Annotated in this window: 13 protein-coding genes; 9 read left to right on the top strand and 4 right to left on the bottom strand. The window is 60.2% G+C overall.

Annotated elements, in window-relative coordinates:
- The first annotated feature begins 135 nt into the window (after positions 1 to 135).
- The 7 genes from ACYVAC_RS17035 to ACYVAC_RS17005 all read left to right on the top strand — a co-directional run bounded on the left by ACYVAC_RS17035 (position 136) and on the right by ACYVAC_RS17005 (position 7,326).
- Positions 136 to 780 (top strand): deoxyribose-phosphate aldolase, encoded by a 645-nt coding sequence (locus ACYVAC_RS17035; RefSeq protein WP_461098963.1) that lies wholly within the window; start codon positions 136 to 138, stop codon positions 778 to 780.
- A 108-nt stretch (positions 781 to 888) separates the two neighbouring features.
- Positions 889 to 1,671 carry an NIPSNAP family protein gene (locus tag ACYVAC_RS17030; RefSeq protein WP_461098962.1) on the top strand — a complete coding sequence of 261 codons (783 nt, stop codon included), beginning with the start codon at positions 889 to 891 and terminating at the stop codon, positions 1,669 to 1,671.
- A gap of 159 nt (positions 1,672 to 1,830) precedes the next feature.
- Positions 1,831 to 3,321: a TonB family protein gene (locus ACYVAC_RS17025; RefSeq protein ID WP_461098961.1), complete on the top strand. Its 1,491-nt coding sequence runs from the start codon at positions 1,831 to 1,833 to the stop codon at positions 3,319 to 3,321.
- A 95-nt stretch (positions 3,322 to 3,416) separates the two neighbouring features.
- Positions 3,417 to 4,508, top strand: a complete 1,092-nt coding sequence (gcvT, locus tag ACYVAC_RS17020; protein ID WP_461098960.1) for a glycine cleavage system aminomethyltransferase GcvT — start codon at positions 3,417 to 3,419, stop codon at positions 4,506 to 4,508.
- Between the two features lie 72 nt (positions 4,509 to 4,580).
- The gene (locus ACYVAC_RS17015) at positions 4,581 to 5,291 is read left to right on the top strand and encodes a 2-phosphosulfolactate phosphatase (RefSeq protein WP_461098959.1); all 711 of its coding nucleotides are present in this window, start codon (positions 4,581 to 4,583) and stop codon (positions 5,289 to 5,291) included.
- A 188-nt stretch (positions 5,292 to 5,479) separates the two neighbouring features.
- Positions 5,480 to 6,382, top strand: a complete 903-nt coding sequence (locus ACYVAC_RS17010) for a helix-turn-helix domain-containing protein (RefSeq protein WP_461098958.1) — start codon at positions 5,480 to 5,482, stop codon at positions 6,380 to 6,382.
- Positions 6,383 to 6,480: 98 nt separating this feature from the next.
- Positions 6,481 to 7,326, top strand: a complete 846-nt coding sequence (locus ACYVAC_RS17005) for an SDR family oxidoreductase (protein WP_461098957.1) — start codon at positions 6,481 to 6,483, stop codon at positions 7,324 to 7,326.
- A 213-nt stretch (positions 7,327 to 7,539) separates the two neighbouring features.
- Here ACYVAC_RS17005 and ACYVAC_RS17000 read toward each other — a convergent pair whose 3' ends face one another.
- The 3 genes from ACYVAC_RS17000 to ACYVAC_RS16990 all read right to left on the bottom strand — a co-directional run bounded on the left by ACYVAC_RS17000 (position 7,540) and on the right by ACYVAC_RS16990 (position 11,709).
- Positions 7,540 to 8,865, bottom strand: coding sequence for a TolC family protein (locus ACYVAC_RS17000; protein ID WP_461098956.1), 1,326 nt, complete (start codon positions 8,863 to 8,865; stop codon positions 7,540 to 7,542).
- A gap of 9 nt (positions 8,866 to 8,874) precedes the next feature.
- Positions 8,875 to 10,455: a DHA2 family efflux MFS transporter permease subunit gene (locus tag ACYVAC_RS16995; RefSeq protein ID WP_461098955.1), complete on the bottom strand. Its 1,581-nt coding sequence runs from the start codon at positions 10,453 to 10,455 to the stop codon at positions 8,875 to 8,877.
- 135 nt (positions 10,456 to 10,590) lie between these two features.
- Positions 10,591 to 11,709 (bottom strand): HlyD family secretion protein, encoded by a 1,119-nt coding sequence (locus ACYVAC_RS16990; RefSeq protein WP_461098954.1) that lies wholly within the window; start codon positions 11,707 to 11,709, stop codon positions 10,591 to 10,593.
- A gap of 169 nt (positions 11,710 to 11,878) precedes the next feature.
- Between ACYVAC_RS16990 and ACYVAC_RS16985 the strand changes: the two genes are divergently transcribed.
- Together ACYVAC_RS16985 and ACYVAC_RS16980 are read left to right on the top strand one after the other, a co-directional pair.
- Positions 11,879 to 12,370: a MarR family winged helix-turn-helix transcriptional regulator gene (locus ACYVAC_RS16985; protein WP_461098953.1), complete on the top strand. Its 492-nt coding sequence runs from the start codon at positions 11,879 to 11,881 to the stop codon at positions 12,368 to 12,370.
- Positions 12,371 to 12,445: 75 nt separating this feature from the next.
- Positions 12,446 to 13,804: an NAD-dependent succinate-semialdehyde dehydrogenase gene (locus ACYVAC_RS16980; protein WP_461098952.1), complete on the top strand. Its 1,359-nt coding sequence runs from the start codon at positions 12,446 to 12,448 to the stop codon at positions 13,802 to 13,804.
- Between the two features lie 78 nt (positions 13,805 to 13,882).
- Here ACYVAC_RS16980 and ACYVAC_RS16975 read toward each other — a convergent pair whose 3' ends face one another.
- Positions 13,883 to 15,874: a sensor histidine kinase gene (locus tag ACYVAC_RS16975; protein ID WP_461098951.1), complete on the bottom strand. Its 1,992-nt coding sequence runs from the start codon at positions 15,872 to 15,874 to the stop codon at positions 13,883 to 13,885.
- Between the last annotated feature and the right edge of the window lie 753 nt (positions 15,875 to 16,627).

Raw genomic sequence — 16,627 nt, 5'->3', positions numbered from 1 at the left:
GACTGCTGGTCGGTGCCCTTTTTTTGTGCGCATTAAATATGACCGGCTCTCAGGCGCGCGCCCTGCCAACAAATACCCCCGCCCGCGCGTTTCGACAGCAGCCGCCCGCGCGGCTCACCGACAAGCCCTTATCCTGTGAACCACCTGTTTCCGTACATCGAACGTACCCTGCTGCACCCCGACATCACCATCAACGAGCAGTACGATGCGCTCGACGAAGTGACGCAGCTGGGGCTGGCCGGCCTGACGGTAGCCCCGTTCTGGGTCAGGAAAATGCGTCGCGAACTGGGCGATGCGCACCCTGCCGTGCTGTCGGCGGTCGTGGGCTACCCGTTTGGCTACCAGCGCACCGAAGCCAAACAGCTGGAGATCGACCTGGCCCTGGCCGATGGGGCCACCGAAGTAGAGGTCGTACTGAATACTTCGGCGCTGTTTTCGCCTACGTCGGTCTGGCTCAAGATCGAACTGGCCAAGCTTGTAGCGCGCGCCCACGCCAGCGAACGCCTGCTGACCGTAGTGCTCGAAACAACGCTGCTGGGCACCGATCATACCGAACGTATGTGCCGGCTGGCGGCCGATGCCGGTGCCGATTTCCTGAAAAACGGCACCGGTGCTCTCGCCAGCCCGTTCAGTCTGGAGCAGGCGCTGGCTTTCCGGCAACGGGTACCCACCACGGTTGGCGTCAAAATCGTAGCGGATGGCGCTACCGACGCGCAGCTCGACGCCCTCGTAGGGGCAGGGGTAGAACGGCTGGCCCTCAGCAGCCGCCACAGTCTGTGAGGGCCACTGGCTGGGAATGAAGCGGTTTTTAGTCCACCAGGCAGGATGTTTCACCGGCTAATCGCTTTCGTATTGAAACAGCCTTTTGTTTTTCACTCAATCAACCCGATGACACGTTCTGCTCAATACCGACGGATGGCCGGCTGGCTAACCCTGTTCCTGATTGCCCTGGTGCCTGTAGCCCTGCAGGCTGCGCCCAAACGCGATTTTTACCAGCTCAAGATTTATCACCTCGCCGGCAGCGAGCAAAAGCAGCGGCTCGAGACCTACCTGCAGCAAGCCTACCTGCCCGCCCTGCACCGCGCGGGTATCGCCACCGTCGGGGTGTTTACGCCCGACATCGATTCGCTGCTCTATGTGCTTATTCCGTTTAAATCGGCCGACCAGATGCTGGGCCTCGACAGCAGGCTGATGGACGACAAACAGTACACAACGGCAGCCGCCGGGTACATCAACGCCGACTTCGACAAGCCGTACTACAAACGGTTTGAGTCGATTCTGATGGACGCCTTTGCGGGTATGCCCAGGCTGGTACTGCCCACGGCCCTGCAGGGGCCTAAAGCCGAGCGGGTCTATGAGCTGCGCAGCTACGAAGCAGCCACCGAACGGCTCCACGAAAACAAAATTCGCCAGTTCAACAACGGCGAACTCGACATTTTCAAGCGGCTGGGGTTCAACACCATTTTCTGCGGCCAGGTGAAGGCCGGCGGCAAGATGCCGAACATGTACTACATGACCTCGTTCGAGAACAAGGCTGCCCGCGAGGAACATTGGAAAACTTTCCGGGACGATCCAGCCTGGAAATCGCTGAACGCCCTGCCCGAGTACGCTCACAATTTCATGCGGGCCGATATTTACTTCCTGCACCCAACGGCTTATTCCGAGATCTAGCCCCCCCCGTGGGATACCCGTCGGCCTGTTAGTCCATCCGGATTGGCAGGCCGACGGGCGTTTCGGGCCATACCTACCGTTTAAAAAATGATCGGCCGTACATAGATTACCAGTCGCCACAAGCCGTACCTTACGGCCGGCATTGAAACTACTCACACCATGAATCGCCTGCTTTCGCTGCTTTTTCTTGCCCTGCCGGGTACCTTACTGGCCCAGGCCCCCATCTACAAAAATTTCGAGGTCGACCAGGAAGCCATGCCGCGCGGTGGGCTGTCTACCTTCAACAGTTTCCTGAAAGCCAACCTGCGCAAACCCACGGCGGCCAGCGCCCAGGGAATCGGCGGCACGGTCATGATCAGTGGCGTGGTAGAACCCGACGGCCATGTCAGCGATGCCACCGTGCTGCGGTCGCTGCGCCCCGACCTCGACCGCGAGGCCCTGCGCGTGTTCCGGCAGTTCAACGCCTGGCAACCCGCCCGCAAAGACAATCAGGCCGTGCGGCAAACCGTTTCGACCCGCATTCAGTTTCCGCCTAACACGCCGTTTGCCTTCGCCGACGGCCGGCAAACGCTTTATTACACCGCAGCAGGTGAACTGGCTACCGACAGCAGCCTGGCCGTTTCTAAAGTGGTGTCGCCCCTCGACAGCCTGGGCCTGCCCAGTGGCGACTTAACGGTCTACAGCCGGAAACGTAAAAGCTGGGATGCGGGCAAATCCATTCAGCTGGTGCGCGAGAAGATCACCATCAGCCCGGCGCCTATGCTGGGCGAGCACCTCCCGGCCAGCGACCCGAAACCAGGGACGCTGCTGGGCTATAAAACGGCCCTCGGCACCTGGTTCGGCACCGTTTATACGCTGAATCAGGCCGGCCACCTGTATGAAGAAACAATCTACAACGATAAAGGATACCCCTCCGGCGAACGCACGCTCTACCACGACAATGGCGTGGTTGCCAAACAGGTGATGCTCGACGAGCAGTATGAGCAGACCACCACCTGGTACGCTTCGGGTCAGCTGCGGGAAATTCGGTCGCGGGTCAGGAAGGCCCCCCTGACGCCCGGGCCGCAACCTGCCGACCGGGTGCTGGTTTTCTGGGCACCCGATGGCCGGCAAACCGTTGTCAACGGCACCGGCACGGCCGTCTACGAAACCGAAGAAGCCGGCAAGGCTGGTGCCGAACCCGTACGCTTTACCGAACAGGGCCAGTTTGTGAACCAGTTGCGGCAGGGCGTCTGGACGGGGCAAACCAGCGACGGATCCTACGCGTTTCGGGAAACGTATGTCGATGGCATGCTGCAGGCCGGTGCGGCTTATCGGCCGGGCAAGGATTCGATCCGGTACACCACGCCTGTCCAGCAACCCGAATTCACCGGCGGCATGAACGGGCTGGGGCAGTTTCTGGCTCAGAACCTGCGCTACCCGGCCGACGCGCAGCGAGCCGGGCAGCAGGGACGCGTATTTGTGGGCTTCGTCGTATGCGAAGATGGGACGCTCTGCGATTATACCGTACAGAAAGGCCTCTCGCCCAGCATCGACGAAGAAGCTGTTCGGGTGGTAAAGGCCATGAGTGGCCGCTGGACACCGGGCTACCAGCGCGGGGAGGCCGTGCGGGTCAAATACAACCTGCCCATTAACTTTTCGCTATACTGAGCCCCGGCGCGGACCACGGTTTTGGCGGCTTTGCCCGCGCCGGGCGTGGATAACCGTCTATACGTTCGTAGCTTTGCGGCCTAACTGCTGCGCCCATGTCGCTCAAACAAGTCCCTCTACATACGCTTCATCAACAGGCCGGGGCCAAGATTGTCCCGTTTGCGGGCTTCGAGATGCCCGTTCGTTATTCGTCCGATCTCGACGAACACAACACCGTTCGCAACGCAGTCGGCGTGTTCGACGTCTCGCATATGGGCGAGTTCATGCTCAAGGGCCCCCACGCCCTCGACCTGATCCAGCGCGTGTCGGCCAACGATGCCACCGCGCTCTACGATGGCAAAGTGCAGTACAGCTACCTGCCCAACGGCCGGGGCGGCATTGTCGACGATCTGCTCGTCTACCGCATCAACGAGCACGAATACATGCTGGTGGTCAATGCCAGCAACATCGAGAAAGACTGGAACTGGATCAGCCAGCACAACACCGACGGCGCCGTGGCGATGATCAACATCTCCGACGACATGAGTCTGTTTGCCGTGCAGGGCCCGCTGGCGGCCAAAGCCATGCAGGCGCTGACCGACGAGAACCTCGACGCCATCGGCTACTATACCTTCGTGAAAACTACCTTTGCCGGCTGCGCCAACGTTATCGTATCGGCAACGGGCTATACCGGGGCAGGCGGCTTCGAGATTTACGTCTCCAACCACCAGGCCGAATCGGTCTGGAACGCCATTATGGAGGCCGGTAAGCCGTTTGGCATCAAACCCATCGGACTGGGTGCGCGCGATACGCTGCGGCTCGAGATGGGCTACAACCTCTACGGCAACGACATCACCGACGAGACCTCGCCGATCGAGGCCGGGCTGGGCTGGGTTACCAAGTTCACCCACGACTTTATCGATGCCGACGTACTGAAGCAGCAGAAAGAGCAGGGTGTGCCGCGCCGGCTGGTGGGCTTCTCGATGATCGACCGGGGCATTCCGCGGGGCCACTACCCCATTACCGATGCCGACGGTAACACCATCGGCGAGGTAACCTCCGGTACGCAGTCGCCCACGCTGGGCAAAGGCATCGGGCTGGGCTACGTGCCCACGGCCGTGAGCAAACCCGGCAGCCTTATCTACATCCGCGTTCGCGACCGGCTGCTGCAGGCCGAAGTGGTGAAACTCCCATTTGTGAAGTCATAATCTATTCGTTTTCCTGACGGCGGGGTGGCACCAGGCAGCTCCGCCGTTGGTTCTGTGTTCTGTTTATTTTCCATGAAACAAATTGACGTCTGCTTAACGCCCGACCTGCTGCACCTGCACAAGATGGAAAACACCATCGTTGTGGTCGCCGATGTGTTCCGGGCCACCTCGTGTATGGTTACGGCCTTTGCCTACGGGGTGAAGAGTATTACGCCGGTGGCGACCATCGAGGAGTGCCGCCAGTATCAGGAGCGTGGCTATCTGGCAGCCGCCGAGCGCAATGCCAAGCGGGTCGACGGCTTCGAGCTCGACAACTCGCCCTTTACGTATATGGACGAGCGGGTGCGCGGCCTCGATGTAGCCATGACCACCACCAACGGTACGCTGGCCATCACCAAGTCGCGGTCGGCCGTGAAGGTACTGGTGGGGGCGTTTTTGAACCTCGACGCCATTGCGCGGTACCTGAAGTCGGAGCCCTACGATGTGCTGGTGCTGTGTGCGGGCTGGAAAGGGCGCGTCAATCTGGAAGATACCCTGTTTGCCGGTGCGCTGGTAGAGCGGCTCAAAACGAGTTACGCCCTGGCCGAAGACAGTGCCATCATGGCCGGCCGGCTCTATGAACAGGGTAAAGACAACCTCATCGGCTACATGGCCAACGCGTCGCACATTCGGCGTTTGCAGCGGCTCGGCATTCAGAAAGACATCAGCTACTGCCTGCAGCACGACCTCTACGATGTGGTGCCGGTACTGCGCGGCAACGCCCTCGTTCCGATGGACGTATAGCCGATTGACAGCGCCGAAGACAGCACCGGGGCAGTAGCCATCTCCTCATTGGAGAAGCTACCGCCCCGGTTTTTTCATAGGTATGGTAGTCTGCGGCCGACGATGCCAGCCTGTAGGGTCACGAAGCCAGGGGCGGGCTGCACCGACAAAGGCACCGGCACACCGATTGAATTTTGTAAGTTTGTGCCATGGCAAAAACCGAAACGCTCGAAGAATTCTACCAGCACAAATTCAACCAGATGCCCGACACCTGGCAGGCCGACATTGGGCAGGTCAACGTGTTTCGGCTCGAAGACGTACTGGCGCCATCGGCCAGGCCAGTGCCCTACAGCCGGCGCGATTTTTACAAGATCACACTGATCCGGGGCCACAATGTGTACCACTATGCCGACAAAAGCATCGAGATCACGGGGCCAACGCTGATCTTCTTCAACCCCCAGGTGCCGTATACCTGGCAGCCCCTTGCCGATGAAGCGAGCGGTTTTTTCTGCATCTTCCGTAAGTCGTTTTTCAGTGACCAATACAACACCGGCCTGACCGACCTACCTCCCTTTCAGCCCGGTGGCCAGCCGGCGTACTCCCTCACAGATGCGCAGGATCAGGATGTCAGCGCGCTCTTCGAGAAAATGCTGGCTGAGCTCGATTCGACCTATACGTACAAATACGAGCTGATTCGCAACTATGTATCGGAGCTGGTGCACTACGCGCTGAAACTGCGTCCCTCCGAAGCCACCCACCAGCACCCCGATGCGCGGGCCCGCCTTACCGCCGTTTTCATGGAATTGCTCGAACGACAATTTCCCATCGAGTCGCCTAGTCAGCGGTTCGGTCTCCGTTCGGCCAGTGCGTTTGCCCACCTGCTGGCCGTGCATGTGAACCACCTCAACCGCTGCGTCCGCGATACGACCGGCAAAACAACTACCGACCACATTGCCGAACGACTGGCCAGCGAAGCCAGAGCCCTTCTTCGGCATACCAACTGGAACATTGCGGAGGTGGCCTACAGCCTTGGCTTCGACGAACCCGCTCATTTCAATTACTTTTTCAAAAAACACACAGGCCTTACCCCCTCGACGTTCCGGCGTGTTTGAATTTGGTAAGTATTGGTTTGAATAGTGAAAGCCCCTCCCCAATGGGCGGATCTACTTTTGTAGCGTCAATTTCACCAACGAACCAGCAAAACAACGTCATGGACAATCAGGCAAAACAGGTTTGGTTTATCACGGGAGCCTCGAAGGGATTCGGCCTCGAACTAGTAAAACAACTGCTCGAGCAAGGGCATCAGGTAGCCGCTACCTCGCGCGATGTGGCCGAACTGCGCCGGGCCGTTAACACCGAGACGCCCGCTTTTCGGCCTATGGCGGTTGAGCTTACCGATGAAACCAGTGTCAGCGACGCGATTCAGGGTACCATCGACCAGTACGGACGTATCGATGTGGTTGTCAACAACGCCGGCTACGGCCAGCTGGGCACGCTGGAAGAACTGAGTGACAGCGAAGCCCGCACCAATTTCGATGTCAATGTATTCGGTACCTTAAACGTCATTCGCCATGTGATGCCACAGCTGCGCAAACAGCAGTCAGGCTACATCCTCAACCTCTCTTCCATTGCGGGGGTTACGGGTTTCCCGGGCTGGGGCATCTACTCGGCTACCAAATTCGCCGTTGAGGGGCTGTCGGAATCGCTGGCGGGCGAAGTGGCGCCCTTTGGCATCCATGTAACCGTTGTGGAACCCGGTTACTTCCGAACCGAGTTTCTGTCGTCGGGCTCCCTGCGACTGCCCGAGCACAGGCAGCACGACTACACGGCCGTTCGGGAATCCGAAACGATGCACCAGGAGCAAATCAAAGGCAATCAGCCCGGCGATCCGGCCAAGGCGGCCGCGGCCATGATTCGCGTGGCGGCCGAGCCAAACCCACCGCTGCACCTGCTGCTGGGGCAGGATGCCTATGATATGGCCGCTCAAAAACACGATGCGTTAGCCAGTGAGCGGCTGCAATGGCAGGAACTGACGTGCTCCACATCGTTCGCGTAATCAGATACTGACCCGGGCACTGATTGAGCAACCAGTTCCCCCGCTCTACGGTCAACCGAAGCGGACAGGGTAACACAACCCGCCGATCGACAGCGCCGAAAACAGCACCGGGGCAGTAGCCATCTCCTCATTGGAGAAGCTACCGCCCCGGTTTTTTCATAGGTATGGTATCGCACGAATAGTGCCTTACAGCATGCCCCTTCTTCCAGGGGTTTACAGCGATTCGCCCAGCAGGCGTTTCAGCTCCAGCTGGTTCAGCAGCAGCTGGTACTGGAACGTCAGCCGACCCAGTTCTGCCTCTTCCACGCCGGTTTCGGCACTTTGCAGTTCTACGTTGGTAATCACCCCGTTGCGCAGCCGGGCGTTGGCAATCGTGAGCGCCTGGCGGGCCTGCTGCACCTGCGTGTCGAGGTTAGCTAGCCGCGTCTGGTTGCTGCGAATATCGGCGTTGAGCAGGGCGATGCTCTGGCGCAATTGCGCGTTGGCCGTTTCGGCGGCATACCGGCTGGCGTTGAGGTTCAGCTGGGCAGCCTGGTTCTGCAGGCTGTAGCGTTTGCCGGCATACAGCGGCACCACAATACCCACCCCCGCCGACATGTTGGCGCGGGGCTGCTCGACGTTGAGTGGATAGCCGTTTTTATAGCCCGCCGTACCGCTGAAGCCAATATTGGGTTTGCCAGCCTTGCTGGTCACGTCGATTTCGGTTTCGGCCGCCTTTACCCGATCCTGGGCCAGCAGCACGTCTTTGTTGCCGGCCGCGGCCGCCTGTAGCTGCCCGTCTACATCATAGGGCGTGACCGGCGCCGACGCCATGCCCAGCTGAAACTGCTGACGGGCCTGCGTCAGATCGGGGCTGGCGTTGCCCGTCAGGAAAGTGAGCACGGCCAGTTGCCGCTCCAGCTGGTTCTGCAGCTCGATCCGGCGGTTGGTGGCGGCTTTCACGCGTACCTCCTGCGTCAGTACATCATACTGCAGGGCGTCGCCGTTTTTCAGGCGGTTCACCAGCAACTGCACGTTGGCCCCCGCCGTTTTAATCACCGAATCCTGCACGGCAATGGCCTGCTGCAGAAAGCCGACCCCGTAATAGGCCGTGGCTACCTGGTAGCCCAGCGTCTGCTGCGTCAGCTCAAGGGTCCGGCGCAGCACCTGCACATTGTCGGCAGCGGCTTTTATGGCGGCCGTGGTGCGCCCGAAATCATAGATCGTCTGCCCGACCGACACGTTGGCGTTCAGGTTGTTGTTGGGCGCCAGTTTCAGCACGGCATCCTGCCCGTTGACCGGAAAGGTAACCTGCGGCACGGGCGTAATGTAGGCGTAGGTGCCGTTGAGGGCTACGTTGGGCCGCATGGCCGTCCGGGCCAGATCGACCCGCACTTCGCCGGCCTGCACCAGCTGTTGCTGCTGTTTCAGCGCCGGGTAATTGGTATTGGCCTGCTGCAGCAGTGCCCGCAGATCGGCCGGCACCGCCGTGGCGGGTGTCTGGGCCTGGGCCAGTCCAACCGTCAGCAGGCTGAGTACTGGTAGTATGGTGGTTTTCATGAAATCGTATTAGTGAGCAGCGTCGGCCACAGCTTTGGCCGTAGCCGCATCCATTTTGCGGTTTTTGATAAAGAACAGAAGCGGAAACGAAACCAGGAAGAAGAGCCCCGCCAGCCGGAACGTGTCCAGGTAAGCCAGTAGCAGCGCCTGTTTCGAAATAATCAGGTCGATGCTGCGGTAGGCCCCCGTAACGGCGTCGAGGGCATTCATGCCTTTGCTGGCCAGCCCCTGCGTGAGTCCGTTGAGCCGCTCGGTGAAGAGCGGGTTCTCGGGCGTGATGTTCGTGATCAGGTCGCCCCGGTGGGCGGCCGTACGCTGGGTGACGTAGGTGTTGGTGATGGCCACCCCAAACGAGCCGCCCAGCTGCCGCATCATGTTGGTGATGGCGATGCCGGTAGGCAGTTCGGCCACAGCCAGCGTCGATACCGACGAGTTGATAAGCGGTACGTTGACGAACGCCAGCCCTACCCCACGAATCAGCAGCGCCTGCACAAACTTACCGTCGGAGGTGTCGGCCGTGTAGGTCGACATGGTGAAGCAGAAAGCGGCAAACACCACATAGCCGATCATGACGATGTAGCGGGGCGATACGCCCTTACTCAGAATCTTGCCTACGAGCGGAAAACAGATGGCCGCAATGGCCCCGCCCGGAATGAGCAGCAGCCCGGTTTTAGTGGCCGTGAAGCCCGCTACCCGCTGCACAAACAGGGGATAAAGCAGTACCGAGGTGAAGAGGCCGTAGCCCACCACCAGCAGCAGCACCGCCCCCAGCGCCAGGTTACGGTTTTTCAGCACCCGCAGATCCAGCACCGGCGTTCGGGTTCCCCGCAACTCCCACCAGATAAAGGCCGGCACCGATACGATCGTGGCCACGGTCAGATACACGATGGCTTTGGAGTCGAACCAGTCGTCCGATTCGCCCCGCTCCAGCACGTACTGCAACGCCCCAACGCCAATGGCCAGCAGAATGATGCCTACGTAGTCGATTACAATCTTGCTGCGGTCGATGTCGTACTCATCCTCTTTTTTCTCCACGTAGGTCAGGCTCAGAAACACGGCCAGAATACCCACCGGAATGTTGATGTAGAACATCCAGCTCCAGTGGAAATTGTCGATGATATAGCCGCCCAGCGTGGGACCAAACGTGGGGCCCAGTACGATACCGAGGCCAAACAGGGCAGAGGCCGTGGCCCGCTGCGTGGGCGGAAAGGCATCGTACATAATGCCCTGCGAGGTCGACAGCAGGGCGCCCCCACCTACGCCCTGCAGAAACCGGAAAAAGACCAGGGTCCACAGATCGGGGGCCACCCCGCAGCCATACGAGGCAATCGTAAAAAGAATGATTGAGCCGATGTAGTAGTTTTTGCGGCCAAAATAGGTCTGCAGAAAACTCGTCATCGGAATGATAATTACGTTGGCGATCCCATAGGAGGTAACCACCCACGACACGTCTTCGATCGTGGCGCCGAGATTCCCGGCAATGTCGTTCAGGCCGACGTTCACGATCGAGGTGTCGATCAGTTCCATGATGGCCGCCGATACCGCCGTTATCACGACGATCCAGCGTCCAAATCCAGCTTGTTGCGCCATGTTCGTTGAAGTTGAATGGGTGTAGCGTTGGTGCGTGGTCGGGGCGTAGCCCGATAGGATGGCTACCGTCGGTACGGCATACGCCGGTCCCGTCCGGGTCACCCCAACCGGCCAGGCACGAAACGCTACAGTTCCCTAGTTGACCACCCGCACTTCGGCATCCACGCTCAGACCGGCGCGGAGTTTACCTTTGTACTTTTCCGGGTTCAGAATTTCGATTTTAACCGGCACACGCTGGGTGATCTTCACGAAGTTACCCGACGAATTGTCGGGGGGCAGCAGGGCAAACCGGGCACCGGTGGCTTCCGACAGCGAGGCTACCCGGCCTTTAATGGCGAGGTCAGGATACGCATCCAGCTTTACATCGACGGGCTGGCCCACCTGCATTTTTTCGAGCTGCGTTTCCTTGAAATTCGCCACCACCCAGAAGGTCGAGTCGGCCACAATCGTAAACAGGTTCTGACCGGGCTGCACGTACTGACCCACCACCACGTTTTTGCGGCCGATGCGGCCGTCGATCGGGGCCGTCAGCCGGGCATAGCCCACGCGCAGTTTGGCGTTGTCGATAGCCGCCTGTTTTACTTTCAGTACGGCCTGAATTTTCTGGATGTTGGCCTGCGCCTTGGCAATGCCGGCCTGGGCTACACCCTGTGTGGTGCGGGCCAGGTTGATCTGCTCCACGCTGGCCGAGTACTGCCGGGCCTGCACGTCGGCCGCGTTGCGCGAATCCTCGAGCTGTTTCTGGGTGAGCGACTGGGCCTGATACAGGTTCTGATCGCGCTTGAGGTCGTTCTGGGCCTTATCGCGCCGGGACGCCTGCACGGCCGCTGTAGACTGGGCTACCCGCAGGTTCTGCGCAACGTTGCGCACGTTGGCCTGGGCATTGGCCAGATCGGCCTGGGCGTTGGCCAGGTCGGCCTGCGTTTGCTGGTAATCGGCTTCGGCCTGGGCCAGCGCTACATCATATTCCTGCGGGTCGATCGTGACCAGCGGCTGCCCTTTCTTCACCAGGGCGTAATCGTCGACGTTGACCGACTGTACGTAGCCGGCTACACGGGCCAGCACCGGGGCCGAATTGCCTTCGATCTGTGCGTTATCGGTCGATTCGTATTGCTGGCTGTGGTGGAAAGCCTGGTAACCGAAATAGCCACCAACCAGCAGCACCAGGCCTATGATAACCCGGGGCAGGTAAGTTTGCAGAGCGCTTTTTTCAGCCACTGCGTTCGATTCGTGCGTATACGTGGAAGTTGCCATGAGTAGGTAATCAGCTGCGACAATCTGTCTTTAGGTATTAAACACAAGCAATAGTCAACTAGTTTGACTAAGTGTGCGGCAAATGTAAGTAGTTGTACCAATAAGTCAAGCAGGTTGACTATATTTGTACAAAAATCAGTTGGTCGCTCGATCAATCCCTTTGAAACAGATGGCATCAATCGTGGAAAAACACAATAAAGAGTTCGACTTCGAGGAGTTCAAGCAGGTGCGGGCGCGGGCGTTCGGGCGGCTGTTCTGGTACCTGAAGCGCTATACCGACTCGTACGTGGAGCCGCGGCTGCATGCGATGGGCTTCACCGATTTCAAGATGAGCTACATGATGTTTCTGAGCAACATCGAGCAGGCCGGCATCACCAACAACGAACTGGCCCGGCGTGCGGGGGTAACCAAGCAGATGATGAGCAAGATTGTCAGCCTGCTCGAACGCGAAGGCTATATCTACAGCGAGAAAAACCCCAACGACTCGCGGTCGAGCATGATTTTTCTGAACGACCGCGGCAAAGAACTGCTGACGAGTCTGCGCACCTGCATCTACGAAACCCGCGCCAAATTCGACGCTATCGTGGGGCACGACCGCATGGAGCAGGTAATCGATACGATGGTCGACCTGGTGGCTGTGCTGCAGCAGGAAGAACAGTAAGGCGCCCGGCGGGGTTTAGGCTACAGGCTGCCGGCAGCGGGTGGCCCCGTTATCCGTTCACGAACCGCGCTTGTCATGCTTACATCCATCAACCCCTACACCCAGCGTACGCTTAAAACGTACCGGGCCGACACGCCCGCCCAGATCAATCGCAAACTGGCCCGGGCCGAACGCGCCTTTGCCGACTGGTCGGCCCGTCCCCTCGCCGACCGCACCGAAGCCCTGCGCCGGGTTGGCCGGTACCTGCTCGCTCACAAACAGGAACTGGGTGCCCTGGCCACCGCTGAGATGGGCAAAACGCTGGCCGAGGCCGTGGCCGAAGTCGAGAAGTGCGCCCTTACCTGCACCTACTACGCCGACCATGCCGAGCGCTTTCTGGCCGACCAGCCCATCGAATCCGACGCCCGGAAAAGCTTTGTTACCTACCAGCCCCTGGGCCCCGTGCTGGCCGTAATGCCCTGGAATTTTCCCTACTGGCAGGCCATGCGCTTCGCCATTCCGGGTCTGATTGCTGGCAACGTAGGCCTGCTCAAACACGCAGCCAATGTAACGGGCTGCGGGGTCGCCATCGAAACGCTGTTTCGCGAAGGCGGTCTGCCCGAGGGGGTTTTCCAGACACTGCTCATCGAATCGGCCACGGTCAGCGATGTGCTGAGCGATGCGCGCGTGAAAGCCGTAACGCTCACGGGCAGCGAGAAAGCCGGCGCGTCAGTAGCCGAAACGGCGGGGGGCCTCATCAAAAAATCGGTACTGGAACTGGGCGGCTCCGACGCGCTGATCGTACTGGCCGACGCCGACCTCGACCTGGCGGCCGAAACAGCCGTGAAATCGCGGATGCAGAACGCCGGCCAGAGCTGCATTGCTGCCAAGCGCTTTATCGTCGAAAAATCGGTAAAGAAAGCGTTTACCGAGCGAGTGCTGCACCACATCGAGGCCATTCGGCAGGGCGACCCCACCGACCCCGATACCACCATGGGCCCCATGGCCCGTACCGATCTGGCCGAGGGCCTCATCACGCAGTGCCGCTCGACGCTGGCGCAGGGCGCCCGGCTGCTGGCGGGGCATGCCCGCGCCGACGGCTGCAACGTGGCCCCCATCGTGCTCGACCGCGTTAAGCCGGGCATGACGGCCTTCGACGACGAAACCTTTGGCCCGCTGGCCGTACTGGTCGACGCCCGCGACGAGGCCGACGCTGTCCGGCTCGCCAATCAGTCGCGCTATGGCCTGGGCTCGGCCCTCTGGACGCAGGATGCCGACAAGGCCGACCGGCTGGCGCGGCAGATTCAGGCGGGCTCGGTATTTATTAACGGGCTGATGCGTTCCGACGCGCGCGTGCCGTTTGGGGGCGTAAAGCTGTCGGGCTTCGGCCGCGAACTGTCGGACGTGGGCATGAAAGAATTTGTCAACATCAAAACCGTCTGGATCGACCGGTAGGCGGGCAGCGCATGGTGTTCCGGGCGGGGTGCTGCTGGCTGAAGCCCGGCGGCACCCCGCCGTTTTTGGGCGCGCGGGTCAGATCTGTACATCGACCACGGTGCCCCGGTCGGCGTAGATACGGAATGTGCCGCCCAGCTCCCGGGCCCGGGCTTCCATGTTCTGCAGGCCGTAGTGCGGCTGCCCGTTGGATTCAGCCGGACCGGCAAAGCCCCGCCCGTTGTCGACCACGGCGAGCTGGATATGCCCGTCGGCTTCGATGTGCAGCCGCACCTGGGCGTGGGTGGCCTGGGCGTGACGCAGCACGTTGTTCAGGGCTTCCTGCACAATCCGGAACAGGTTGAGCACCTGCATCGACGTGAGTCGCTGCTGCTCGGCACCCGACACCTGCACGTCGACCTGCAGGCCATCGGTTTCGTGGACGTAGCGGTTGATGTACTGGTTGAGCCGTTCGGCAAACTCATCGGCCGTAAAACTCTCCTGATGAATGGCCCAGATGGTTTCGCGCAGGAGTTTGATGGCTTCGCGCGTGTGGTCGACAATGCTGCGGAGCCGCCCCGCCCACGGCTGCCCGTTCCCGAAACCATTGCCACCGGAGCCGCGCTCAGCCGGGCCGCGTTCAGCCAGATCGCTGATGTGCGACAGGTTGGTTACCACGAAGGCCAGGTGCGCCCCCACATTATCGTGCAGGTCGCGGGCAATGTGTTCTTTCTCGAGCAACATCTCGTTTTTGAGCGCCAGCGCCTGCACCTCGGCCTCGAACATCCGCTGCTGCTGCCCGGTACGTTCGCGCAGGAGCTGCTCGGTCTGGTCGCGGTCGGTTTTGTAGCGATAGGCAATCCCGAACGTCAGTACCAGCACCTCGAACAGGGCTGCCAGCCCATACCAGGCGAAGTCGCCCATGGGTTCATAGGTCGGCAGCAGCCGGAAGTTACCCAGCACCTGCCCGATGTTGAGCGTGTAGAACGGCAGTACCGCCACCAGATAGAGCCAGGCCTCCCCAACGTGAAACCGTTGCCTGATGCTGATGGCAATATAGGCCCCGATCACGGGCATGGGCAGCCAGTACCCAATGGTGAAGAGTCGGCTCAGGGTCCATTCGGCACCCGGTGTCAGCGGCTGTATCCATTCGGCCGTCAGGCTGAGGAGGCAAAACACACCCACCCACAGCACCGCCGTACTGATCTGGTGCCAGCGGTATGCCCGGGTGTCGCGCAGACTCAGAAACGTACGCACGAAGAGCAGCTGCGAATAGAACAGCAGCAGCGGAAACAGGAAATAAACGTTTTGCCGGGGCAACCAGAACTGCGCCCTGAACATAAATTGGTTCAGAAAACCATCGTTGATAATGAAAAAGCCCACCAGCCCCAGCAGACAGATTATGTATTTGGCGTAGATCTGATCGAGGGTAGTGAGATAAAAGAACAGGCTCATCATGGTTACGAAGCCGAGCGTGGCCAGAATGCCGCCCCAGAACAGGTAACTGCCCTGCGTGTCGCGCTCGTAGGCATCGGCCCGCACCAGCGACAGCGGCACCAGGCGGGTGCCCCGGTTTTTCACCATCCGCAGATACACCGTAACAAGCGCCCCGGCCGGCACCGTACACGGAAACCAGTAGTGCCGGTGGTGCCGGTAGCGGGTATCGGCGGGCATACGCCAGCCCTGCACCGGCGACACCGACAGCACGCGCTGCTGCGCATCGACCACCACCAGCTGCAGCGTATCGAAACACCAGAAATCGATTTCGGCCAGCCACGCCTGCGGCTGCCGGCCGGGGTTACGCACCTGCAGCCGCAGCCAGATGGGCCGCGCCGAGCGCTGATCTTCGACAAAGCCAAAGTTGGGCACCGGCGAGCTAATGAGCCGAAACTGGCTGTCGTGTTGGCGTACGGTGGCCAGTGAACCCGTACCGGCCGAGTCGACCCAGCTGCTGAGATACCCCCGCAGCAGGACCCGGTCGGCGCGGTCAGGCAGCGTCAGTACGGGCGCAGGGGGCTGGACCGGCGTGCCCGTTGCCAGCGCCGGGGCCAGGAGCCAAAGCCAGATAAGCCAATCCAGACGTAGCGCCATATGCGTGTGGGTATGCCACGAATGTAACGGCTAACCCGCTCATAAACAACCACTCGCCAGCCACCCCCATCCGACTTTTCTCCGACGTCGGCAAGCGGTAGCCGTCACCAATCGTATCGGATTCCTTGCCCCTACCTACGGGCCGATCCGGCTGCCCGTTTCCACCCAAAACCCATCAGCCGCCGGTCTAACCAATGGATCACCCTTACTTCTGGGGGGGGCACATGCCGTCCAGTCGGGTCGGCAGCGCACCGGGTAAACGGTTCGGACAGCCTGGCTCCCATTCCTGCTATTTACCTGCTACAGGTCGGTTATTTTGTGAATGGCCTGTTCCCCTTCAATAAAACCACCCGGTTTAGCCGGCAATCGGGCTGCTTGGCCATTACCGGCCTGCCTGAAGGATACCGCCTACCACCTGGCCAAAGCCCTGTCGACCAACGGGGTCTATAAAAATGTGATAGTGATTGTTCATCCGGCCATAAGCCGCTGCATCGTGAGACCCACCGATGACTGGGCCAACTGACAGACGCGCGCTTTGGTACGGGCTAAGCATGCTTCCGTAAGGGTTCCCGAAGAAGCGGTGCGAGGCAACCCGGCCTGCTTCGTAGCAAGCCGGGTGCCGTATCCTGCGCGTAGAGACGCAACATATGCTGTGCGTCGTAAAGTTGGGTACTGAACTAAGCGTCACCAAGTTTGGGATCAGTTCGTTGAAAAACAGTCAAGGTTTCGATACGCTGAGCCAATAATGTGTGG

The sequence above is a fragment of the Spirosoma luteolum genome, from assembly GCF_054778875.1.
The sequence above is the reverse complement of the archived record's forward strand: the minus strand, read 5'-3'. Positions and strand labels throughout refer to the sequence as shown.